Here is a 21,820-nt window from a genome sequence, read left to right as displayed (position 1 = left end):
TGTAATAATCTTTCCAAATAGCCAAAAAAAAGGTGAAAATCAGCATGTTTTTTGATTTTCACCTGGCTTTCGGATGTGAAGTGTATAAACGACAAAAGGCTAGGTAAAAACCTAGCCTTAATATCTTTTTAAGGTACCAAAATTAAGCAATCTTAGCGATGTGTGCAGCTAATTTTGACTTCAAGTTAGCAGCCTTGTTCTTGTGGATAATGTTAACCTTAGCCAATTTATCCAACATTTTCTGTACTTTTGGATACAATGCTACTGCTTCAGCTTTGTCTGTTGTAGCACGAAGTTTTCTTACAGCATTACGCATAGTTTTAGCATAATATCTGTTGTGAAGTCTTCTTTTTTCTTCCTGTCTAATTCTTTTGATAGATGATTTGTGATTTGCCATCTCGACTAATCTTTAATATTGTTCGTGATATTGTTTATTATGTAGCCCGTGGGGGAATCGAACCCCCCTTTCAAGAATGAAAATCTTGCGTCCTAACCGATAGACGAACGGGCCATCCTAAATCGGATATTCCGATGTTGTCGAGGTTATTATTTCTCGATTGCGGATGCAAAGGTATGAAGTTTTTTCAAAATACCAAAACTTCTTTGCTATTTTTTTTCTAAAGAGGTGAGAATTTATGTTTTAGACTGCTTCGATGGTGTCAGTTTATGTTTTCAAGTGACTTTAAGCGTATTATGCAGTTCTGATTATCCGTTTTTTATGGTATTTAGTACGAATTCGGCAAAAGCTGTTGCTGATTTCTTTCTGTAGCTGCCTTTGGGCCAGAACAAGTACGCCTGCGATGTTAGTGTTTCGGCTGTAAGTATAGGTATGGCCTTTAGGTCAGGTTCGTCTTTTATTGCTGCTCTGGTCAGTATAGTTCCCCAGTTTCCTTTTCTTATTAGATGTATTATGGTCTGCACATCGTTTATTTCCATTACCATATTTAGTTTGAGGTTGTTCTTGTTGCACACCTCGTCTGTTTTCATGCGAGTGGCAAATCCTACAGCCGGTAAAATCAACTCGATTTCCTGTAGTTTTTTTAACGATATGGATGACAGGTAAGACATTGGGTGTGATTCATGAACTATGAAATAGAGTTTGGATGAGAAGAGTTTGATTTTTTCATATTCTTCATCTATTTCTTCCGGTTCGAATGACAGAACGCAATCCACATGCTTATTCTCAAGAAGCCTTATCTGTTCTTTTGACGTACCGAAATTTATAATGACATTTATTCCCGGATAAGCTTTCTTGAAATCGGTTATGGAGCATCTCAACAGATGACTTAGACTGTAGGTTACACCGATATTGAGCGTTCCAGTCATAATACCTTTAAGGTCTTTTATAATCTGTTTTCCGTTTTCTGCCTCCAGTATGGAATTTCTTGCAAATGGCAGAAAAGCCATACCGGCTTCTGTCGGTATAATTCTTTTGCCTATTCTGTCGAAAAGCAGAACGTTGAGTTCGTCCTCCAGTTGCTTGATTTGTTGCGACAGTGTGCTTTGCGATATATGAAGCATTCTGGATGCTTCGGAGAAGTTTTTAAGTTCGCATGCCTTCTCGAAATACTTTAGTTGTCTTAGTTCCATTTGTGCTATATCGTTTTTATCAATAACTGTTATCGGAAAATAGAATTTCACAAATATAGTGAAATATCTTTTGCATATTTATATTTGTTACAAATTTTAAATGCGTATGAAAACTTTGTTGATTATATCTGATTTGTTTGACAACGAAGTAATAATAGTAAAGTATTAATAATAATGAAAGCGACGGTTTTATACTATAGCCATACCGGCCGGACAGCTGCATATGCCAGAGAGATAGCTATGTACCTGTGGTCGAAGGGACTTGATGTTAGCCTGTCCTCAATTTCGGATTTCGACAAGCAGAGATTGTTGAAATCAGACATTGTGTTATCAGGGTGTTGGACTTGCGGCTGGTTTGTTATAGGACAGCATCCGCATCGGAAGTGGATTGACTTCAGCAAGTCTGTTGCAGGTTATATGGATGAACGCAAGGTCATGTTTTTTACTACCTACAAGATAAGGACCGGAAGTATGTACCGCAGGATGAGAAAGGCTATGAATATGACCGGAAAGGGAGTAAGCGGTTTCTTGAAATCGAAGACAGCACGTTTGACAGACGAAGACAAAACTAAACTGGATACTTTTATACAAAGTAACATGTTAACTAAATAATTTAAGGAGGTATTTATGGAAACAAAAAACTAACAACAGCCCAGGGGGCACTGGTAGCCGACAATCAGAATGTGGCTACAGCCGGAAAAAGAGGACCTATGCTTTTACAGGATGTATGGTTTCTTGAAAAGCTTGCACATTTTGACAGAGAGGTAATTCCTGAAAGACGTATGCACGCCAAAGGGTCGGGCGCTTTCGGAAAATTCACCGTTACTAATGATATTACCAAATACACTAAAGCTGCCATCTTCTCTGAAGTAGGAAAGGAAACGGAATTGTTTGTTCGTTTCTCTACTGTGGCAGGCGAACGCGGAGCAGCCGATGCGGAACGCGACATCAGAGGTTTCGCCATCAAGTTCTATACAGAGGAAGGCAATTGGGATCTCGTGGGAAACAATACTCCAGTATTCTTCTTGCGCGATCCGCTTAAATTCCCTGATTTGAATCATGCCGTGAAACGTGACCCTCGCACAAACATGCGTAGTCCTAAGAATAACTGGGATTTCTGGACACTGCTTCCAGAAGCACTACATCAGGTAACAATCACTATGAGTGACAGAGGTATTCCGTATTCATACAGACACATGCACGGATATGGAAGCCATACATTCTCGTTTATCAATGCCGAAGGTGTGCGCACATGGGTGAAATTTCACCTTCACACCATGCAGGGTATCAAGAACCTGACAGACCAAGAGGCTGAGGCTATCATAGCAAAAGACCGTGAAAGTCATCAGCGTGATTTGTATGAAAGCATTGAGAAGGGTGACTTCCCGAAATGGAAGATGTTCGTACAGCTTATGACAGAGGAACAGGCAAGAAACTGTCCTTACAATCCGTTCGATTTGACCAAGGTATGGTCGCAGAAAGAATATCCGCTGATAGAGGTGGGTATTATGGAACTTAACCGTAATCCTGAAAACTATTTTGCCGATGTGGAACAGGCGGCCTTTAATCCGGCAAATGTAGTTCCGGGCATCAGCTTCTCGCCTGACCGCATGCTTCAGGGGCGATTGTTCTCATACGGAGATACACAGCGTTACCGTTTGGGCGTGAACCATCATCAGATACCTGTAAACCGCAGCCGTTGTCCGTTCCTCAATATGTATCACCGTGACGGACAGATGCGTGTGGATGGCAATCACGGTTCTACTATCGGCTACGAGCCTAACAGCTTCGGAGAATGGATGAACCAGACAGAATATAAGGAGCCGCCTTTGGAACTCGACGGTGCAGCATACCAGTGGGATTACCGTGAGGACGACACTGATTATTATTCACAGCCGAGAGCCCTCTTCCGCCTGATGACACCGGAACAGCAGCAGGTATTGTTTGAAAATACTGCCCGTGCTATGGGTGATATACCTGTAGAAATCAAGCGCAGACATATCAATAACTGTATGAAAGCTGATGAGGCTTACGGTCGTGGAGTGGCAAAAGCACTTGGACTGGAAATTGATTGATTTTTTATGATATATTCTTTAACTTTGCACTGTTATGTTGCAGAGATATCAAGGAATAGTATTATGTTCATTCAAGTATAATGACACAAAGAACATCGCCCATATCTTCACACGTGAGAATGGGCGAATGTCTTTTCTTATACCTGTGTCGCGATCGAAGAAAAAAGGTGCGATGAGTCTTTTGTTTCAGCCTTTTGCAATGGTAGAGATTGATGCAGAAGTCCGCCCGCGAGCTTCGTTGCATCCTGTACGTGAAGCCAGATTGTGGCATGTCCTGAGTTCACTTCCATATGATCCATATAAATCGGGAATAGCAATGTTCCTGTCAGAATTCCTTTTCCGTGCCTTGAAAGAAGAGGGTAGAGATGAAGCTCTTTTCTCGTATTTGGCAGGTTCGATAATGTGGCTTGATGCCTGCGAAAAAAGTTTTTCTAATTTTCATCTCGTGTTCCTCATCCGCCTGTCAAGATTTCTCGGACTCTATCCCAATACTGAGGATTACGCAGAAGGTGCTTATTTCGACCTTATGAATGCATGTTTTACTATAGAGAAACCTTTTCATGGAATGTTCCTTCATCCTGAGGAATCGGCACGTATAGTCAACCTGATGCGTATGAAGTACGACAATATGCATCTGTTTGCCATGAACCGTATGGAGAGAAACAGATGTCTGGATATTATAAACGAATATTACCGGTTGCATCTGCCGGATTTTCCGGAACTGAAATCTTTGTCCGTATTACAGGAACTGTTTATATAAGAAATACCCGTTGGCAGAACTATAATTTAACTCTGCCAACGGGTATAAAGTTTTCGTATTTATAGTCTTTTTTATATGCCGACAGTAGTCGGCATTAGAAAACTTATTTATAGCTTATCCATTTAATCATCTCTTTTAAAGAAGGCTTCTTTCCGTACATCAGGATTCCCACTCTGTAAATCTTTCCTGCAAGCCATATCAGTGTGAAAGCAGATATATATAGAATTATCAGAGAAACAGTTGTCTGCCATACAGGAGCGTCGAGAGATACACGTACCATTGAGACCACCGGAGATGTGAAAGGAATCATTGAACACCATACGGCTAACGGGCCATCGGCATTTTCCGCACTGTATATAGCTGCATATAGTGCAAAAATAAGAAGGAACACTATTGGAGTCATAAACTGCTGTGAGTCTTCAGCCTCATTGATAGATGCGCCTATCGCTGCAAATATAGAAGCATAAACCAGATAACCGCCTATGAAGTTCAGTACGAATATACCACCCAGTGCAGGCAGGTTAAGGTTGTTGATAGATGCAAGTATGGCATTTGCTTCTGTAGGTTCCGGCATCGGTGTTGAAGTTGCAGCCATCATTGCATCAGGATTTGACATTGCTGATACTCCGAACATTAATCCGGCAGCAGTAAGTATTATAACAAGCATTACTCCCCAAATGGCAAGCTGCAATATTCCTACAAGTCCGATTCCTATGATTTTACCTATCATCAGCTGGAATGGGCGTACAGACGAAATCATAAGTTCTACTATACGGTTAGTCTTCTCTTCCATTACGCTTTGCATTACCATACCTCCGTATGACATAACGAACATATAGATGAGGAATGTCAGTATCATACCTGCTGCTACGGCTACTCCTGCATTCGATTCGCTCTCGCTGCCGTCGTCGCTCCATTTGATTGTGCGTATGCTGTAGGTCTGTTCGAAATCGTTCATAATCCTCTGCAACTGAGGAATATTGTAGTTCGTCAGTTTGTCGTGACGGATCTGTTCGTTTATGGCATTGTTAACTATACGCGACAGTCCCTGTGGGATTTCCTTGCGCGAATAGATAGCTGCCGCATCAGGATTTTCTATCAGATCTGCTGTGATTTCTATAACTGCGCTGTAGGCTGTCGTATCCGAGCGGAACTCATCTTTCATTTCTGTCTCAGGGAAGAATAAATATGATTCGTCATTGGCCATCATAGGGAAATATTTTCCAGTATGGTCAATCACAGCAATGTTTTTCTGTTCGTCGCTCTTTACCATCGAAAGCATCAGTGGTACGAATATCAGTGCTGCAAAAATGAACGGCATCAGAACAGTCAGTATGATAAATGATTTTTTGCTCACGCGGTTCATGAACTCGCGGTGAATTATAATGAATGTCTTGTTCATAAGTATAGGCAAATAGAAGGTGTTTTTTTACAGTTTGCTGTTTTCCACAGTCTTAATGAATATTTCGTTCATCGAAGGAAGGCATTCGGAGAATGATGTCACTTCATTTCCAGCAGCAATAGCTGTCAGAAGTTGTGAATTGCTCATCTCGTTTGTCTTCTTTATGGTATAAATATGTTCTCCTCCTTTGATTTCGGATGATAGGATTTCGAACATACTGTTCTCGGCCAGTTTGTCTCCCATGTGTAATCCTAGTCTGTATGTGTTAGACTTGAATTGCGAACGTACCTCGTTTACTTCCCCTTGCAGTACTACTTGTGAGTGGTTTATCAAGGCGATGTTATCACAAATTTCCTCTACTGAAGACATGTTATGAGTAGAAAAGATTATTGTGTGTCCCTGATTTTTAAGTTCCAGGATTTCTCTTTTCAGAAGCTCTGCGTTTACAGGATCGAAACCTGAAAATGGCTCATCGAATATCAACAATTGTGGTTTGTGAAGTACTGTTATAACGAACTGAACTTTCTGTTGCATACCTTTCGACAGCTCTTCCAGCTTTTTGTCCCACCATTGGGTTATTTCGAATTTGTCGAACCATTCTTTCAGACGTTTTGTCGCTTCACGTTTGTCCAATCCTTTGAGTTGTGCAAGGTAGATAGCCTGTTCGCCAACTTTCATCTTTTTGTAAAGTCCTCTTTCCTCAGGCAGGTATCCTATACTGTAGATATCGTCAGGTTGTGACAGATGACCGTCGAAATATACTTCTCCTGAATCAGGGGCAGTTATACGGTTTATTATTCTTATCAATGTTGTCTTTCCGGCTCCATTAGGTCCCAGAAGTCCGAATACTTTTCCTTTTGGGACATTGATGCTGACGCCGTTCAGGGCTGTGTGGTTGGCATAACTTTTCACTATGTTATGCGCTTCCAAAAAGAATTCGCTCATAAATGTTTGGTCTTTAATCTTATAATAAGAAAAAACGGTATATATAGTTATGAAATAAGCTTTTGTCTAAATCATAATATATATACCGCTGTCATTATATTCTAATTTTGTGAGTAATATTAGTTCAGAAGCTCTTTCACTTTTGCTGATATTGCTCTTCCTTCTGCCAGGCCTGCAAGTTCTTTAGATGCCACTCCCATGACCTTACCCATGTCTTTTCCGTCTTTTGCACCTGTACGCTCAATGATTTCTTTAAGCTTTGCTTCAAGTTCTTCTGCAGAAAGTTGTTTTGGAAGGTAAGTTTCAATTACTCTTACCTGTGCCATTTCAGCTTCTGCCAGGTCTGCACGGCCCTGTCCTTCATACACAGCAGCTGAATCTTTTCCTTGTTTCACGAGTTTCTGCATAATCTTCAGTGCTGCATCGTCTGTCAGTGTATCGTTAGCTCCAGGAGCTGTTTTTGCTTCAAGGAAGAATTTTTTCACATTACGCAAAGTTTCAAGTTTAACTTTGTCTTTAGCCTTCATGGCTTCCTTGATATCGTTGCTGATCTGTTCGAATAAATCCATAATATATGAGTTTTTAAGTTTATAAGTATTTTATCTTTGTTGGTATTAGAAGAAGCTTATGACAGTACTTTCAGAATTGTTGGATTCCGAATTCTGTGATGGGTTTTCCTGCATAGCTGCTTTCGACTGTATGCTTTCAAGCTCACTCTTTGTTCTCTTGTAGGCAGGTATGGTTTCTACCATGCTTATGATATCATCGTTGTCAAGATCTTCTTGGCTGAATACATACAAGTGATGTCTTCTCTTTCTGTTTGTTCTTACTATATTCGCCCCGTAGTAGTTGCTTCGGCGGTCTTCCTTCTTCTGTCTGATTTCTTCCTGTTCAGCCAGACGTTCCTCTTCTTCTTTGGTATGTTTCTGTATTACATTGTCCATTCCCGGAACATCCGAAATACCGAAACCTGTGGCAAGTATTGTAAACTTGATTTTCGATTCAAGAGAGCTGTCTTCATAAAGACCCCATTTGGTTTCGAAGTCTTTTCCGAATTTGCTCATGAAATCGTGGATTTCATCCATCTCGTTCATCATAAGTTCGCTTGTCGGACTATATGTAATGACGAAAAGTACTTTCTTTGAATTGAAAATATCGTTGTTGTTCAGCAATGGCGAGTTCAAAGCGTCGTTGATGGCCTTTGAAACCCTACCTTCACCTTCGCCATAACCTGTACTCATGATTGCCACACCACCATCCTTAAGTACGGTCTTCACATCGTTGAAGTCAAGGTTTATCTTACCTCTCAATGTTATTATCTCTGCTATACTCTTGGCTGCAACAGACAGGGTGTCGTCGGCCTTTCCAAAAGCGTTCATTACGCTGATGTCTGAATATACATCACGAAGTCTTTCGTTGTTGATAACCAGAAGTGCATCGACATGTTTGCTCATTTCTTCCACACCGTCGAGAGCCTGGTCAATTTTCTTGTTTCCTTCAAAAAGGAATGGAATGGTAACGATACCTACGGTAAGGATGTCCATATCCTTGGCTGCCTTGGCGATGATTGGGGCTGCACCTGTTCCTGTTCCACCACCCATTCCGGCAGTGATGAAAGCCATGCGGCATCCGTCGTTGAGCATATCTTTTACCTGTTCGATACTTTCCTCGGCTGCGGCTCTGGCTCTTTCCGGACGGTTACCGGCTCCCAGACCTTCGCTACCCAACTGTAGCTTTATAGGTACAGGCGACTCATCCAAGGCCTGGTTATCTGTATTGCAGACTACAAAGTTTACATCATGGATACCTTCCCTGTACATATGATTGACGGCATTACCGCCACCGCCACCTACACCAATGACTTTTATTATATGTTGTACGTCTCTCGGAAAATCGAAAGGCATTGTTGTTTCGTCTGACATATCGTTTTAAGTTTTAGTTTATTAGTTATAACTGTTTATTGTTGGTATCAAATGATGGATGCCTTTTATTTTATTCCATCAAAAAACTCTTCAGAAGCTTTGCTCATACCTTGTTTTATCCTGTCAAAGATACTTCTTTTCTTGTTTTTCTGGGTCTTCACAATTTTTTCTTCCAGATCTTCTATAATCAGGTTACATTCCGCAATATTATATACCCTTGCAGCGTCAAGTTTTTCTTTTGCGGTTTTGTATTTTTCTTTGTCTATGAGCTCTATTGCTTCTTCCAACAATTTATTACATTCTTCTTTTTTATGTGCTTCACGTTGCTTTTCAGCCTGTAATTTTGCCTCTTTTATAGCTCTCACTCTTTCGGCTTCTTCCAGAAGTCTCTTTGCTTCTTTTTCCAGTGAGTCGATTTCTCTGGCTTTGGCTTCTACGTTCAGCTTCTTGGCCTTGTCCAATACTTCAATCGCTTCAGAATATCCTCTGCTCAATATCAGCTGTGATGCTGTAATTACCAGTTGATGACATTCTTTTGTGTTATCTATAGTTTCAACCTCTTTGATTGTCTCTTCGGCTTTGGTTTCTTCCGACTCTTTTTGCTGCTCTTCCGAGTTATTATTCTCTTGTTTGTCGTTTCCGGCTACAGCTTCTTCATTAAAGTCAAGTTGATGTCCCTTTCTCGGATCAATTCTGCAGCAATTTTCTTCGCCGGACATCAATATTCCTATTAGGGTATTTGATTTACCGTTTTTAGGTATAACAGTGTTTCCTACAATATTTGTCTCGCTGTTTAAAGCTATCCTTACTTTTTCGATTTTTGTAATGTTTGTTATGGCTTTGTCAATATCCGGCATATTAGCCATTCCTCCGGTAACGATGATACCGGCCATTAATGAATCGCTATAGTTGGAAAGCTTTATCTGGTTGAATACATTGTTCAGAATTTCATTTACTCTGGCTTCCACAATATCCTCAAGTACCCTTGACTGTATGGTGAATTTACCGTCGATAGTGAACTCTGAGTCCTGTACTTCTTCACCTTCTTTGTGTTCTGTATAGGCAGATGCATATCTCAGTTTTATCAGTTCAGCATCGTCTTCCTCTATCTGTTTGCTGGTTATATCTTTTGTAATGTTGTTTCCACCTAATGGAATTACACAGACATGGCGCAATATATTGTTTTTATAGACACTTACAGTTGTAGTATCGGCTCCGAAATCGATAAGTGCACAACCTGATCTTTTTTCGTTAGTAGTGAGCACGGCATCAGCTGTAGCCATAGGTGATATAGCAAATCCGGCAATGTCATATCCGGTATGCGACAGACACTGTCTTATATTTTGTTTGACAGAAGGGCGTGCGATGATATTCAGATAGTTTCCCTCTATGCTGTTGGCTGTAGTACCTACAGGCTCAGTAAGCAGATTGTTGCCTATCTTATATTCTTGAGGTTCAACAGCAAGTATCTCATAGTCCAATGGAGGTATGTCCAGATTATTCTGCATCATACTGTCAATTATGGCTTGCGATATTCTGGTGTCTTCTCCCAATTGTCTGTTTTCGGAATTCCTGACACTTCTTAGTGATAGACCGCCCACACCGATATAAACTTTCTTTATACCGGCCTGAAGTTTGTTTTCAAGCCCTTTTATAACTGAAGTGAGCTTTTGTGTGGTCTTATCCAGATTATAGATAACTCCTTTTTTAATACAGTCGGCTGACTTTTCAGAAGAATAAGCCAGTATATTCAAGCTGCCATCTGCATTTTTCTTACCTGCGATGCCGGTTATCTCTGTTGAACCTAATTCAATCGCTACTATGAAATCTGTTGCTGCCATATCTTATATTACTCCTTTTTTGTGCAAATTATCTGGTTGTTGAATTCAACGCTGATACGTTGGTATTTATTCCATCCTACTTTATTTAAACCTTCAGTGTAGAATGCCTTTAGTTTCTTGAATTTAGTTTCGAACATTTCAGGCTTCCCTAAGAATAGTATATGATTTCCTACTCTTGGCACAAGTTCAATTTCTTGTTTGGGAGTCACGTTGATTTGTTCAATCTGTGAATTCCAGAATTTATCCGATTTGAGAAAACATGCAAGTTGGAAAAGTTTGTCGCTTGCAAATTTTCTGTCAATGTATCCTGTAGCTACGGCAACGTGTACGGCTTTACCGCTTGCGTTCATCACTTTCCCTTCATTGTCAATGTAATAATTGTCGCCGTTGCTGCTCATTACCCTCATCAGTGGTATTCTCTGATATACATCTATTTTTACTTTACCGCCTTTGGTGATGTAACATTCCGCATCTTTTACAAAAGAATTCTTCTCAAGTTCTATTTCTAAGTTCCTGACATTTATCTCCTTTTGTTTTTTACCTGTAGGTAGAAGTTTTTTGTTCTTTAATATTGCTTCGATATCACGTAGTGTTATGAACTCATAATCAATGTCGTCCATAATTTCCAATTCCATACCCTCACAAGGCCTGTCAAGAGGCTTTGCGTTAAACATAGTGACTGCCAACACCAGATAAACCGATGTTGCAATCAAAGCCAAGAGTATAAGAATTCGTTTTATCATTTATTTTTCAGTATATTATAAATTTGTGGAACCATGTTGTCTATGTCGCCGGCGCCCAAAGTTATGAGAACCTCAATATCCTTGTTCCTGATTATTTCAGGAAGTTCGTCTTTGCTGCATAAACTTTTTGTTTTTCCGGATGCAATATTATCATATATCAGCTTGCTTGTAACTCCTTCAATAGGAAGCTCTCTGGCAGGATAAATGTCAAGCAGTATAATTTCGTCTGCCAGTGACAGACTTTCTGCAAATTCTTTATAGAAGTCTCTGGTCCTGGTATATAAGTGCGGCTGGAATACAGCTGTAACTTTTTTGTCAGGATAAAGTGCTTTTATTGAAGAAATGCTTTGCTTTATTTCTGCCGGGTGGTGCGCATAGTCGCTCAGGAACACCAGATTGTCTTCCTTTATTTTGAAGTCAAAACGTCGGTCAACACCTCCAAATGTAGGCATTGCGCTTTTAATCTCTTCGTTGCTTACTCCTGCTATTTGTGCCAGAGCCATTGCAGCTATACCATTCTCTATATTAACATATACAGGCACTCCGAGCTTTATATCTTTTATATTGCCGAATGGGGATATATAGTCGAAAATTATTTCGCCATTCCCGATTCTTATATTTTCAGCCTTGAAATCCCCTTCGTTGATTCCGTATGAATATGTCTTTACACCATCTTGTACTCTTGGAGAGAGGTCTATTCCTTTTTTCACAATGAGATATCCGTCCGGACGTATTAACGAAGTATATTTGTTGAAGCTTTCCAGATATGCTTCACGTGTTCCGTATATATCCAGATGGTCAGAATCCGTTGCTGTTATAACAGTTGCAAATGGTGTAAGCCAGTGGAATGATCTGTCAAACTCATCTGCTTCTATTACTACATATTCGCTGGTATCGGATAATAGAAGATTTGTCTTGTAATTTTTAGAGATACCGCCAAGGAATGCATTGCAGCCTATATGTGACTGGTGAAGCAGATGTGCGGTAAGCGTAGATGTTGTAGTCTTTCCGTGTGTACCTGCCACGCACAATCCTTTTTCGGTCTTTGTTATCATTCCAAGCACCTGAGCACGTTTTAGAATCTCGAACCCGTTTTCTTTGAAGTAAACGAATTCCTTATGTGTCAAAGGTATTGCCGGGGTGTATATAACCAGCGTATTCTCTTTGTCTTTACATTCTTCCGGAATCAGGGAAATATTCTCTTCGTAATGTATCTCTGCTCCTTCTTCTATCAGTCTGTCGGTAAGTTCGCTTTGAGTACGGTCGTAGCCGGCCACCTTCTTGCCTTTTGACAGGAAGTATCTGACCAGTGCACTCATTCCTATACCGCCTGCACCAATAAAATATACGGATTTTATAGAATTAATGTTCATGTTCGTTCTTGTATTTATCAGCCAGTTTACAAACTTCTTCAGCAATGATAGTTGCAGAGTTGTTAAAGGCCAGTTTCTTTATATTTTCACTAAGGGCTTTTAGTCTTGATTCATCATTTACCAGTTCAATGGCAGTGGCTATTAGTTTATCTTCAGCTTCCGAATCTTTTATATAAACGGCAGCTCCTTTATCCACAAGGGCCATAGCATTTTTTGTCTGATGGTCTTCTGCCACGTTTGGTGATGGAACCAAGATCACAGGCTTGCCCAAAAGACAGAATTCTGAAATAGAACCTGCACCAGCTCTGCTGACTACCAGGTCGGCAGCCGTATAAGCAGCATTCATATTAGATATGAAGTCCGTAGTGTGAATCATTTCCGGATTGCCTTCGGCATTGTAGCATTCTTTGGCTTCGTTGATGTAAAATTTACCTGTCTGCCATATAAACTGCACATCTGATGATTTAATCTTTCCCATAGAGTGCATCACGCAGTTGTTCAGTGTTCTGGCTCCCAGGCTACCGCCTATAATAAGGATTGTCTTCTTTTTAGTGTCAAGACCGAATGACTTAATTGCATCCTCTTTAGACAGATTGTTTTCCAATAATCCTTGTCTTACAGGATTTCCCGTCATTATTATTTTATCCTTATCGAAGAATTTTTCCATGCCAGGATAAGCCACACATATTTTAGATGCTTTTCCGGCAAGTAATTTGTTTGTCACTCCGGCATATGAGTTCTGTTCCTGAATAAGAGTAGGTATTCCCATTGCCCCTGCCATTTTCAGAGTCGGACCACTTGCGTATCCACCAACTCCGACAGCTGCATGTGGCTTAAAGTCATTGATAATCTTACGCGCTATCATCTGGCTTTTTATAAGTCGCACTATCACTGCAAAGTTTTTTAAGAGATTTTTCCTGTCAAAACCTGCTACCGGCAGACCTATTATCTTATATCCCGCAGCCGGAACTCTTTGCATTTCCATTCTTCCTTCTGCACCTACAAAGAGTATTTCTGTGTCTGGCCTCAATTCTTTTATGGCATTTGCTATGGATATTGCCGGGAAAATATGTCCTCCGGTTCCACCTCCGCTTATTATTATACGTAGATTATCGTTCATTGTTTTATATTTTGTCAGGCCTTTAAAACCCTGCTATTTTATATTTTCTTTTAAAACTATTTTTCGCAAAGTTATTAATAAACTTCAAATAAAAACAGAATAATAAGAAATTAATATATTTATATCGTTATATCCCAACTTTTTAGTTGAAATTCTCATCTTTGTCTTTTGGATCTTTTTCTGCCAGTTCCAATGCTGCATTCTTCAGTATTGAGACTGCCGCATCATGTAATTTGGCTTCTTCTGCAGCTTTTTCCTCTTCCTCTTTTGCCTGAAGGTCATATACGTGTCGGCTTATACTTAATATTATACCGATATAAACCGAATTGATAAGTATGGATGTTCCTCCTTTGCTTATAAGTGGTAGAGGTTGTCCTGTTACCGGTATTATGCCTACTGCCACCAGCATGTTGAACATTGCCTGTATTGACAATAATATGCCTATACCTATAACGAGTAAAGCGTAATAAGGTTCATCGCACCCTCGTGCTATTTTACCTATTCTAAGTAATAGTACTATATACAGCAGTGCCACAAAAGCTCCTCCAACCAGTCCTAGCTCTTCTATGATGATAGCATAGATGAAGTCCGAGAATGCCTGCGACAGGAAGTCACGTTGCACACTGTTGCCGGGACCTTTTCCTATAATGTTACTTGTAGCTATTGCTATGTTGGCATGTGCAACCTGAGCATCATTGTCAATATCAAATTTGGCTGCAGGAACCTGAGCCTGATTGAAATGATTGTCAAGTCGGCTTTTCCATGTAGTGAAACGGTGAAGTCCTACTGCGTCCCAGGCTTTGTCCGGTATGAACTTTATGGCGCTGAGTGCTATTACAATGAATAGTATTGCTGCGCCTGCCAGTTTGCCCAACTGCTTCATCGGTACTCTTCCTATAAACATCATAACGAACACTGTGGCACAGAGTAGGGCAGCTGTTGACAGGTTTTCTGAAATAATAAGCATTACCGTTATACCTGTTGATATCAGTATGTATTTGAAAGCCTTTTTGTCTGCACCGTCTTCCTGCTGGAATTTTGCCAGTGTAGTTGCAACAGATATTATCAGAGCCATTTTTGCAACTTCTGACGGCTGGAATTGGAATACTCCCAAATCAATCCACCTTTTTGCCCCGTTAGTCATGGCACCAATTATGAGTACTACCAAAAGCAATCCCCATGATATCGGAAGAAGCATATTGAATTTTTTGAACCACCGGCATGGCATCAAGTGTGTGAAAAATACTATGATGGTACCTGCCATTATCAATGAAATATGTGAAGTTATCGGTCTCCAGTGGTCACCCGACTTGAATGTAAGTGTACTGGAAGCACTAAAAACTTCAATGATTGATATAAGGCAGAATAGCATGAAGATAATCCATACTATTCTGTCGCCTTTAAATAATTTCTTTAGCAAATCCATCTTTGTTGCAGATTATAGTTTTTTTACACATTCCTTAAACTGGTCACCTCGGTCTTCGTAGCTTTTAAACAGGTCAAAGCTTGCGCAGCAAGGGCTCAAAAGAACAGTCTCACCGTCTTTTGCCATCTTATATGCTGCATCAACTGCATCTTTCATGCTTTTTACTTCTGCTATTGGAAGTCCGAAACCATCGAAGAAGTCATGTAGTTTTTCGTTATGCAGTCCCATGAATATAAGACCGCTACATTTTTCTTTTACCAGGTCGGCTATTTCGTTGTAATCGTTTCCTTTGTCTTTTCCGCCAAGGATTAGTACAGTCTTTGTAGTCATGCTCTGGAGTGCATACCAGCATGAGTTTACGTTTGTTGCTTTAGAGTCGTTTATGTATTCCACTCCTTTTATTCTGGCAACTTTTTCAAGTCTGTGTTCCACTCCCTTGAAATCGCTCAAAGCCTCGCGGATACACTCTTTCTTTATACCAGCAATATTGGCGGAAAGTCCGGCAGCCATGGAATTGAACAGATTATGCTTTCCTGTCAGTGCAAGTTCTTCCTGTTCCATGTTGAACGCTATAGGTTCGGTGAAGCAAATTCTTTTTTCTTTCACATAAGCCACAGTACCTTCTTCCTTTGTCTCTGAAAAAGGATAATAGTGTCCGTGTATTCCATATTTATGCAGTTCTCTTTGTATTACAGGATCGTCATTCCAGAAAATGAATGCGTCGTTCTCTGTCTGGTTCTGGATGATTCTGAATTTTGCGTCAATGTAATTCTGCATCTTATATTCGTATCTGTCCAGATGATCCGGAGTGATATTCATAAGTACGGCAATGTTTGCATGGAAATCGTACATGTTGTCAAGCTGGAAACTGCTTAGTTCTATTACGTAATAGTCATAATTGCATTCAGCAACCTGATATGCCAGGCTCTGGCCAATGTTTCCTGCAAGACCTACATTGAGTCCTGCTTTTTTGAATATGTGATAAATCAGCGACGTTGTTGTCGTTTTTCCGTTACTTCCTGTAATACATATCATCTTTGCATTAGTATATCTGCCTGCAAATTCTATTTCAGATATGATTGGAATGTTTTTCTCCTTGATCTTTAAAATCATAGGTGCGTCGTTCGGTATTCCCGGACTTTTAATAACCTCATCTGCATTGAGAATGAGTTCTTCAGTGTGTTTGCCTTCTTCCCAGGCAATACCTTTACTGTCAAGCATATACTTATACTTGTCCTTGATGAGTGACATGTCTGATACGAACGTGTCAAATCCTTTCTTCTTTGCCAGTACGGCAGCTCCCGCTCCGCTTTCTCCGGCTCCTAAAATGACAATTCTTTTTGCCATGATGATAAATTTATCTGATCTTTAAAGTTATAATCGTTATTGCAGCCAGAACTATGGTAACAATCCAGAATCTGACAGTTATTTTTGATTCATGGAAAACGTTACTTGGTCCGGTAAATATATATGTACAGTTAGGGTCAAGTTGTGCCATGGTCGTTCTGAAATGATCATGTATCGGTGTACGTTTGAACACTCTTTGTTTGACTCCTTTCTTCTTACCTCTCTGAAAATATTTCACTTGTAGGATAACAGAAAGATTTTCTACAAGGAAAACTCCGCACAGTATAGGTATCAGCAGTTCTTTGTGTATGATAATAGCAAAGACAGCGATGATACCACCTATGGTCAAACTGCCGGTGTCGCCCATAAATACCTGTGCCGGAAATGCGTTATACCATAAGAAACCTATCAGGGCACCTATAAAGGCGCATATATATATAACAAGTTCCTCGCTGCCAGGTATATACATTATATTCAGATATGATGCATATTCTATGTGGCTCGATACGTATGCCAATATACCCAATGTGACACCTATTATAGCGGAGTTACCGGCCGTCATACCATCCATTCCGTCGTTAAGGTTTGCACCGTTTGAAACTGCTGTCACAACGAATATGGTTATAATTACGAATACCACCCATCCGGCAGCCTGTGCATGTTCACCCATGAAGCCTACTATATCGGCATAATCAAGATTGTTGTTCTTGAAAAATGGAATTGTGGTTTTGGTTGATTTCTCGTCCTGTGCCTTGTGTATCACATCTACCACCTCTCCGTTTTTCTGTACTTCAACATTTTCTCTGATTACAACGTCCGGGCTGAGATAAAGTGTCAGGCCTACTATGAAGCCAAGACCAACCTGACCTATTATTTTGAATTTGCCGTGAAGCCCTTCCTTGTCTTTCTTGAATACTTTTATATAGTCGTCAAGAAAGCCCAATGTACCAAGCCAAATGGTTGTAATCAGCATAAGTATCATATATATGTTATGCAGTTTACCTAAAAGCAGGCATGGTATCAGTATCGCTACTATGATTATTATTCCTCCCATAGTAGGAACCCCCTTCTTGTTTACGTTAAAAGGGTCTATCGAAGCGTCCCTTTGTACCTCGGTGATTTGTTTTTTCTTAAGCTTGTTAATGAAAAATTCACCGAAAATTGCAGAAATAAGGAGCGACAGGATGACAGCCATTAAAGCTCTGAACGAGACATAGCCGAACATTCTAGCACCCGGGAAGTCAAATTGTTCTAAATATTTAAACAGATAGTATAACATTCAGTTCTTCTATATTATAGGTTATATTAATTAGAGAAAATTTCTCTTACTATTTCTTTGTCGTCAAAATGATATTTCACACCTTTTATGTCCTGATAATTCTCATGTCCCTTACCGGCAATCAGAATTACGTCACCCTGCGAAGCCATCATGCATGCTGTACGTATAGCTTCTTTTCGGTCTGTTATGGCAACGACCTTCTTCATCTCATCTTTATTTAGTCCGGCAAGCATGTCGTTTATGATATCTTGCGGCTCCTCGAAGCGTGGATTGTCGGATGTAATTATTACTTTGTCGCTTTGTCTTACAGACTCTTTGGCCATAATAGGTCTCTTACCTTTGTCTCTGTTGCCGCCTGCTCCTACTACAGTTATAACCTTACCTCTGCCTTTTAACACATCGTGTATAGCATCCAGCACATTAGTAAGTGCATCCGGAGTGTGTGCATAATCAACTATTGCCGTGTAGCCTTCAGGTGAACGCAGTGAATCAAAACGTCCGCTTACCGGTTTGAGGGTACTCAGCTGTAATAAAATATCTTCAGGCTTTTTGCCAAGCAGACTTGCTGCTCCGTAAACAGCTAAAAGGTTATATGCGTTGAATCTGCCTATAAACTGTACATTTACCTCTGTATTGTTTATATCCAGCAACATACCTTCAAATCCGTCTTCCAGAACTTTACCTTTAAAGTCTGCCATGGTACGCAGGGAATAGGTGGCTACTTTAGCCTTTGTATTTTGTACCATTACCATTCCATTCTTGTCATCTGCGTTTGTAAGGGCAAATGCAGTCTTTGGAAGCCCGTCGAAGAATGCTTTTTTAGCTTTCAGATAATTCTCTACGGTCTTGTGATAATCCAGATGGTCTCTGGTCAGATTGGTAAATATTCCTCCGGCAAACTTAAGCCCGCCTATACGCTTTTGTGCAACAGAATGTGAACTGACTTCCATGAAAGCATATTTGCATCCTTCGTCTGCCATTTTTCCCAGCAGCTGATTAAGTGTGATAGGATCGGGAGTAGTGTGTTCTGTCGGTATAGCTTCCCCGTCGATATAATTGCATACTGTTGATATAAGTCCTGCTTTATATCCGAAAGCTCTGAACATATTATATAATAATGTAGCGATTGTAGTTTTTCCGTTAGTTCCTGTTACACCTACCAAGTCTAGTTTTTCTGTCGGATTACCATAAAATGTGGTTGCAATTTTACCTACCGCATCTTCCGTATCGCTGAAAATAGCATATGTTATACCTTCTATAGTCGTTTCAGGCAACTTTTCGCATATAATGGCTTTTGCTCCCAGTTCAATGGCTTTTGAGATATAATCGTGACCATCAGCCTGTGTACCTCTTATTGCTATAAATGCGTTGCCGTCTTTTATCTTTCTTGAGTCTATTTCTATACCGTTGATTTCAATCTCGTCAGAACCGGATATCTCATATTTTCCGGCTGTCTGTAATAGTTCTTTCAGTAACATATGTTTGAACTTTTAGTTTGTTAATTCTTGTACTTATGTATTCTTATTGTCTGAGGGTTAATGTTATGGTTTGTCCTTTTCTTACGGTACTTCCGGGTGGTATGTTTTGTGAAACAACTTTACCCATACCGCTTATTCTTACTCTCAGACCTCTTTCTTCCAGGAGGAATACTGCATCTTTAGCTCCCATACCTCTTACATTTGGAACAGATTTTTCGTTGGTGTTGAGTTCGCTCAATTGAACACTGTTGCTGCCATTTGCAGTTTTACACCATACGATTTCATCTCCAGGCTCGTTACAGTCGATATCCAATTCGTTTAATATATATGTAATTTCACTTTTGAGCCCGTTTTTTGTATCAGGAATCATTATTGAAGTTGAGTCTTTGGCTTGTGCCAAATCGAAGAACAGATGTTTTGCATAAACACGTTCCGCAATCTTGCTGAATACGCTACCTGCCTGCACACCTCCTGATGGACTAGCCTTTGGAGCCTGTATAGCTACGTAACAGCTGTACATAGGGCTTTCAGAAGGGAAATAACCGCAAAAGCTTACAAGGTGTTTTGTACCTCCACTCTTGTAACCCGCTTTTCCCTGTGAAATCTGAGCTGTTCCTGTTTTACCGGATACACTGAACAGTTTGCTTCCTGCCGGTTTTGCAAGTCCGTTTGCTACAACACTTTTAAGTATTGCTCTTATTTGCTCCAAAGTCTTTTCAGAACAAATCTGTTCGTTTACGGTTTCTGTCGGGAAATCCTTTATAATGTCACCATCCTTTGTGATAGCCTTGACGAACTTGGGTTTAACCATCTTTCCGTCGTTTGCTATTGCATTGTAGAAATTGAGTATATATATAGGAGGAATTTGTGTCTCATATCCTATACTCATCCATGGTAGGGTAGTCTTTGCAAAATATCTTTCTTTAGGACCTAAAATTCTTGGACTGGCTTCACCTGTAAATCCCAGTTCCAATGGGGTGTCAATACTCATTCTTTTAAGACCGTCAATGAATTTCTGAGGATTATCACCATAGAAATGGTCTATAATCTTTGAAACACCTATATTTGAAGACACTTCAAGGATTTTTGTAACGTCAATTACTCCATATCCTCCTTTATACCAGTTCCAGTCTCTCATCCTGCTGCCATGCATGTTCACAATACCTTTTTCCGTATCTACTTCGTAGTCGGGTGTTATGTATCCGTCTTCCATGGCCACCATTATTGAGGCTGTCTTGAATGTAGAACCTGGTTCCATAAGGTTGCTTACTGCAAGATTTCTCATCTCGTAGTATTTCCCGTCTCCGGCTCTTGTCATATTTACATTAGCCTTGACTTCTCCTGTCTTTACTTCCATAACTATTGCTACACCGGCTTCAGCTTCAAGATTGGTTAGCTGGTCAACCAATGCCTTCTCGGCAATATCCTGCATATCAACATCTATTGTTGTTATCAGGTCGCATCCGTCAACAGGTGCCTTATCTACAATGTTCAGATATTGGTTTCTGACCTTTTGCCTGTGTGTAATACCAACTTCTCCTTTAAGATACTTGTCGTATGTCAGTTCCAGACCGTTTTTTGCTCCCAAAGCTGTGTCCGGATACAAATCTCCTAATGTTCGCATGGCAAGTGAACCGAACGGTTTTTTTCTTTGGTTATAAGCCAGCTCATGAAGTCCGCTTCTGTATCTGCTAAGTGAGAAAACGGGAAGCTTTTTCACTTCTTTGTACTCGATATAGGAAATTCTTTTAGGATAAAGCAGATAATTTCTGCTTCCGGCTTTTCTCCCTTTCAGTATTGTTCTTCTGAATTCAGCGGCACTCTGGTCGGGAAATATTCTGTGCAGTCCTTCGCATATTTCCTGCAAGTGGTTCATCAACATTGTGTCTTTCTGTACGCCACCAGCCTTGAAATCCATGTATATTCTGAATTCCGGCAGACTGCTTGCCATAAGTTTACCGTCGGACGATATTATGTTACCCCTTGTAGGGAATACAATTACATTTTCTCTGACGAACCTGTCGGCAACGTCTTTCCAATACTGTCTTTCGGCAAACATTATTATGCCTGCCTTAACTATTACGGCTATGGCCAGTAAAGCCATAATCAGTACGAAAAACGTATATCTTAGAGTTAGGTTTTTATGTCCGGGTATCATCAATAATCCTCCTTGATCAAGTATGGTGGTTTTGTAGAAGTAGCCAAAGGAGTGCTCTTTTCAGAAATATAGGTCTCAATTTTTGACTGCCTGCTTCTTTCTGTTAGTTCAGATGAAATGGTCAGAGCATCATATTTGATGTCTGTCAGTTCCTTTTTGAGCTTGTCTATTTCTATCATTTCTCTCTGGCTTGAATATCTGTTGTCGATATATACAATTGTAAGCACCACAATCAGACATAGCAGGTTGACCTGTCTTTTGAAGAAGTCATGAGCCAGAATATCTCCTCCCAGAATACTACCCCAGGTGATATTCGCGCTTTTATGTTCATTTTTTGTGTCGCCTTTGTTACTCATAATTT

General features: G+C 40.2%; 19 protein-coding genes and 1 tRNA gene. 3 read left to right on the top strand and 17 right to left on the bottom strand.

What is annotated here, in order from left to right; all coding sequences use genetic code 11:
• Nucleotides 1-142: 142 nt before the first annotated feature.
• From rpsT to H6A61_RS00145, 3 genes are all read right to left on the bottom strand, one after another.
• On the bottom strand, nt 143-397 hold the full coding sequence (rpsT, locus tag H6A61_RS00155) for a 30S ribosomal protein S20 (protein ID WP_154043419.1): 255 nt from the start codon (nt 395-397) through the stop codon (nt 143-145).
• A gap of 42 nt (nt 398-439) precedes the next feature.
• Nucleotides 440-511: transfer RNA gene (locus H6A61_RS00150), tRNA-Glu, on the bottom strand.
• Between the two features lie 194 nt (nt 512-705).
• Nucleotides 706-1,590 carry a LysR substrate-binding domain-containing protein gene (locus H6A61_RS00145; protein ID WP_204390325.1) on the bottom strand — a complete coding sequence of 295 codons (885 nt, stop codon included), beginning with the start codon at nt 1,588-1,590 and terminating at the stop codon, nt 706-708.
• Nucleotides 1,591-1,764: 174 nt separating this feature from the next.
• Between H6A61_RS00145 and H6A61_RS00140 the strand changes: the two genes are divergently transcribed.
• From H6A61_RS00140 to recO, 3 genes are read left to right on the top strand one after another with little or no spacing between them, the layout of a single operon-like run.
• Nucleotides 1,765-2,202 (top strand): flavodoxin family protein, encoded by a 438-nt coding sequence (locus H6A61_RS00140; RefSeq protein WP_204390324.1) that lies wholly within the window; start codon nt 1,765-1,767, stop codon nt 2,200-2,202.
• An 11-nt stretch (nt 2,203-2,213) separates the two neighbouring features.
• A complete protein-coding gene (locus tag H6A61_RS00135) occupies nt 2,214-3,665 on the top strand; it encodes a catalase (protein ID WP_204390366.1) in 1,452 nt (483 codons plus the stop codon).
• Nucleotides 3,666-3,699: 34 nt separating this feature from the next.
• Nucleotides 3,700-4,425 carry a DNA repair protein RecO gene (gene recO / locus H6A61_RS00130; protein WP_204390323.1) on the top strand — a complete coding sequence of 242 codons (726 nt, stop codon included), beginning with the start codon at nt 3,700-3,702 and terminating at the stop codon, nt 4,423-4,425.
• A 103-nt stretch (nt 4,426-4,528) separates the two neighbouring features.
• On the opposite strand, the gene H6A61_RS00125 is transcribed toward recO, so the two are convergent.
• From H6A61_RS00125 to H6A61_RS00060, 14 genes are all read right to left on the bottom strand, one after another.
• The gene (locus H6A61_RS00125; protein WP_154043413.1) at nt 4,529-5,827 is read right to left on the bottom strand and encodes an ABC transporter permease; all 1,299 of its coding nucleotides are present in this window, start codon (nt 5,825-5,827) and stop codon (nt 4,529-4,531) included.
• Between the two features lie 27 nt (nt 5,828-5,854).
• Nucleotides 5,855-6,772, bottom strand: a complete 918-nt coding sequence (locus H6A61_RS00120) for an ABC transporter ATP-binding protein (RefSeq protein ID WP_204390322.1) — start codon at nt 6,770-6,772, stop codon at nt 5,855-5,857.
• Between the two features lie 119 nt (nt 6,773-6,891).
• Nucleotides 6,892-7,341: a GatB/YqeY domain-containing protein gene (locus H6A61_RS00115; protein WP_154043411.1), complete on the bottom strand. Its 450-nt coding sequence runs from the start codon at nt 7,339-7,341 to the stop codon at nt 6,892-6,894.
• 45 nt (nt 7,342-7,386) lie between these two features.
• Nucleotides 7,387-8,694 carry a cell division protein FtsZ gene (ftsZ, locus tag H6A61_RS00110; RefSeq protein WP_154043410.1) on the bottom strand — a complete coding sequence of 436 codons (1,308 nt, stop codon included), beginning with the start codon at nt 8,692-8,694 and terminating at the stop codon, nt 7,387-7,389.
• 65 nt (nt 8,695-8,759) lie between these two features.
• Nucleotides 8,760-10,535, bottom strand: coding sequence for a cell division protein FtsA (gene ftsA / locus H6A61_RS00105; protein ID WP_204390321.1), 1,776 nt, complete (start codon nt 10,533-10,535; stop codon nt 8,760-8,762).
• An 8-nt stretch (nt 10,536-10,543) separates the two neighbouring features.
• Nucleotides 10,544-11,278, bottom strand: coding sequence for a cell division protein FtsQ/DivIB (locus tag H6A61_RS00100; protein ID WP_154043408.1), 735 nt, complete (start codon nt 11,276-11,278; stop codon nt 10,544-10,546).
• Nucleotides 11,275-12,651: a UDP-N-acetylmuramate--L-alanine ligase gene (locus H6A61_RS00095; protein WP_204390320.1), complete on the bottom strand. Its 1,377-nt coding sequence runs from the start codon at nt 12,649-12,651 to the stop codon at nt 11,275-11,277. Before H6A61_RS00095 ends, H6A61_RS00100 begins: the two co-directional genes overlap by 4 nt.
• Nucleotides 12,641-13,771, bottom strand: coding sequence for an undecaprenyldiphospho-muramoylpentapeptide beta-N-acetylglucosaminyltransferase (gene murG / locus H6A61_RS00090; protein WP_154043406.1), 1,131 nt, complete (start codon nt 13,769-13,771; stop codon nt 12,641-12,643). The genes H6A61_RS00095 and murG overlap by 11 nt, the downstream gene beginning before the upstream one ends.
• A 142-nt stretch (nt 13,772-13,913) precedes the next feature.
• The gene (locus tag H6A61_RS00085; protein ID WP_204390319.1) at nt 13,914-15,197 is read right to left on the bottom strand and encodes an FtsW/RodA/SpoVE family cell cycle protein; all 1,284 of its coding nucleotides are present in this window, start codon (nt 15,195-15,197) and stop codon (nt 13,914-13,916) included.
• Between the two features lie 12 nt (nt 15,198-15,209).
• A complete protein-coding gene (murD, locus tag H6A61_RS00080; protein WP_204390318.1) occupies nt 15,210-16,544 on the bottom strand; it encodes a UDP-N-acetylmuramoyl-L-alanine--D-glutamate ligase in 1,335 nt (444 codons plus the stop codon).
• Nucleotides 16,545-16,554: 10 nt separating this feature from the next.
• On the bottom strand, nt 16,555-17,823 hold the full coding sequence (locus H6A61_RS00075; RefSeq protein WP_154043403.1) for a phospho-N-acetylmuramoyl-pentapeptide-transferase: 1,269 nt from the start codon (nt 17,821-17,823) through the stop codon (nt 16,555-16,557).
• A gap of 26 nt (nt 17,824-17,849) precedes the next feature.
• On the bottom strand, nt 17,850-19,301 hold the full coding sequence (locus tag H6A61_RS00070; RefSeq protein ID WP_204390317.1) for a UDP-N-acetylmuramoyl-L-alanyl-D-glutamate--2,6-diaminopimelate ligase: 1,452 nt from the start codon (nt 19,299-19,301) through the stop codon (nt 17,850-17,852).
• A 43-nt stretch (nt 19,302-19,344) separates the two neighbouring features.
• Nucleotides 19,345-21,459, bottom strand: coding sequence for a penicillin-binding protein (locus tag H6A61_RS00065; protein WP_204390316.1), 2,115 nt, complete (start codon nt 21,457-21,459; stop codon nt 19,345-19,347).
• Nucleotides 21,459-21,815, bottom strand: coding sequence for an FtsL-like putative cell division protein (locus tag H6A61_RS00060; protein WP_154043400.1), 357 nt, complete (start codon nt 21,813-21,815; stop codon nt 21,459-21,461). The genes H6A61_RS00065 and H6A61_RS00060 overlap by 1 nt, the downstream gene beginning before the upstream one ends.
• Between the last annotated feature and the right edge of the window lie 5 nt (nt 21,816-21,820).

Origin of the sequence: Bacteroides caecigallinarum (assembly GCF_016901995.1) — a bacterium.
In the GTDB taxonomy this organism is placed as follows: domain Bacteria; phylum Bacteroidota; class Bacteroidia; order Bacteroidales; family Bacteroidaceae; genus Phocaeicola; species Phocaeicola cellulolyticus.
The sequence above is the reverse complement of the archived record's forward strand: the minus strand, read 5'-3'. Positions and strand labels throughout refer to the sequence as shown.

What these genes read in the sequence shown, in the direction of transcription:
- rpsT (WP_154043419.1), bottom strand. Translation starts at nt 397, where the DNA reads ATGGCAAATCACAAATCATCTATCAAAAGAATTAGACAGGAAGAAAAA.
- H6A61_RS00145 (WP_204390325.1), bottom strand. Translation starts at nt 1,590, where the DNA reads ATGGAACTAAGACAACTAAAGTATTTCGAGAAGGCATGCGAACTTAAA.
- H6A61_RS00140 (WP_204390324.1), top strand. Translation starts at nt 1,765, where the DNA reads ATGAAAGCGACGGTTTTATACTATAGCCATACCGGCCGGACAGCTGCA.
- recO (WP_204390323.1), top strand. Translation starts at nt 3,700, where the DNA reads ATGTTGCAGAGATATCAAGGAATAGTATTATGTTCATTCAAGTATAAT.
- H6A61_RS00125 (WP_154043413.1), bottom strand. Translation starts at nt 5,827, where the DNA reads ATGAACAAGACATTCATTATAATTCACCGCGAGTTCATGAACCGCGTG.
- H6A61_RS00120 (WP_204390322.1), bottom strand. Translation starts at nt 6,772, where the DNA reads ATGAGCGAATTCTTTTTGGAAGCGCATAACATAGTGAAAAGTTATGCC.
- H6A61_RS00115 (WP_154043411.1), bottom strand. Translation starts at nt 7,341, where the DNA reads ATGGATTTATTCGAACAGATCAGCAACGATATCAAGGAAGCCATGAAG.
- ftsZ (WP_154043410.1), bottom strand. Translation starts at nt 8,694, where the DNA reads ATGTCAGACGAAACAACAATGCCTTTCGATTTTCCGAGAGACGTACAA.
- ftsA (WP_204390321.1), bottom strand. Translation starts at nt 10,535, where the DNA reads ATGGCAGCAACAGATTTCATAGTAGCGATTGAATTAGGTTCAACAGAG.
- H6A61_RS00100 (WP_154043408.1), bottom strand. Translation starts at nt 11,278, where the DNA reads ATGATAAAACGAATTCTTATACTCTTGGCTTTGATTGCAACATCGGTT.
- H6A61_RS00095 (WP_204390320.1), bottom strand. Translation starts at nt 12,651, where the DNA reads ATGAACATTAATTCTATAAAATCCGTATATTTTATTGGTGCAGGCGGT.
- murG (WP_154043406.1), bottom strand. Translation starts at nt 13,771, where the DNA reads ATGAACGATAATCTACGTATAATAATAAGCGGAGGTGGAACCGGAGGA.
- H6A61_RS00085 (WP_204390319.1), bottom strand. Translation starts at nt 15,197, where the DNA reads ATGGATTTGCTAAAGAAATTATTTAAAGGCGACAGAATAGTATGGATT.
- murD (WP_204390318.1), bottom strand. Translation starts at nt 16,544, where the DNA reads ATGGCAAAAAGAATTGTCATTTTAGGAGCCGGAGAAAGCGGAGCGGGA.
- H6A61_RS00075 (WP_154043403.1), bottom strand. Translation starts at nt 17,823, where the DNA reads ATGTTATACTATCTGTTTAAATATTTAGAACAATTTGACTTCCCGGGT.
- H6A61_RS00070 (WP_204390317.1), bottom strand. Translation starts at nt 19,301, where the DNA reads ATGTTACTGAAAGAACTATTACAGACAGCCGGAAAATATGAGATATCC.
- H6A61_RS00065 (WP_204390316.1), bottom strand. Translation starts at nt 21,459, where the DNA reads ATGATACCCGGACATAAAAACCTAACTCTAAGATATACGTTTTTCGTA.
- H6A61_RS00060 (WP_154043400.1), bottom strand. Translation starts at nt 21,815, where the DNA reads ATGAGTAACAAAGGCGACACAAAAAATGAACATAAAAGCGCGAATATC.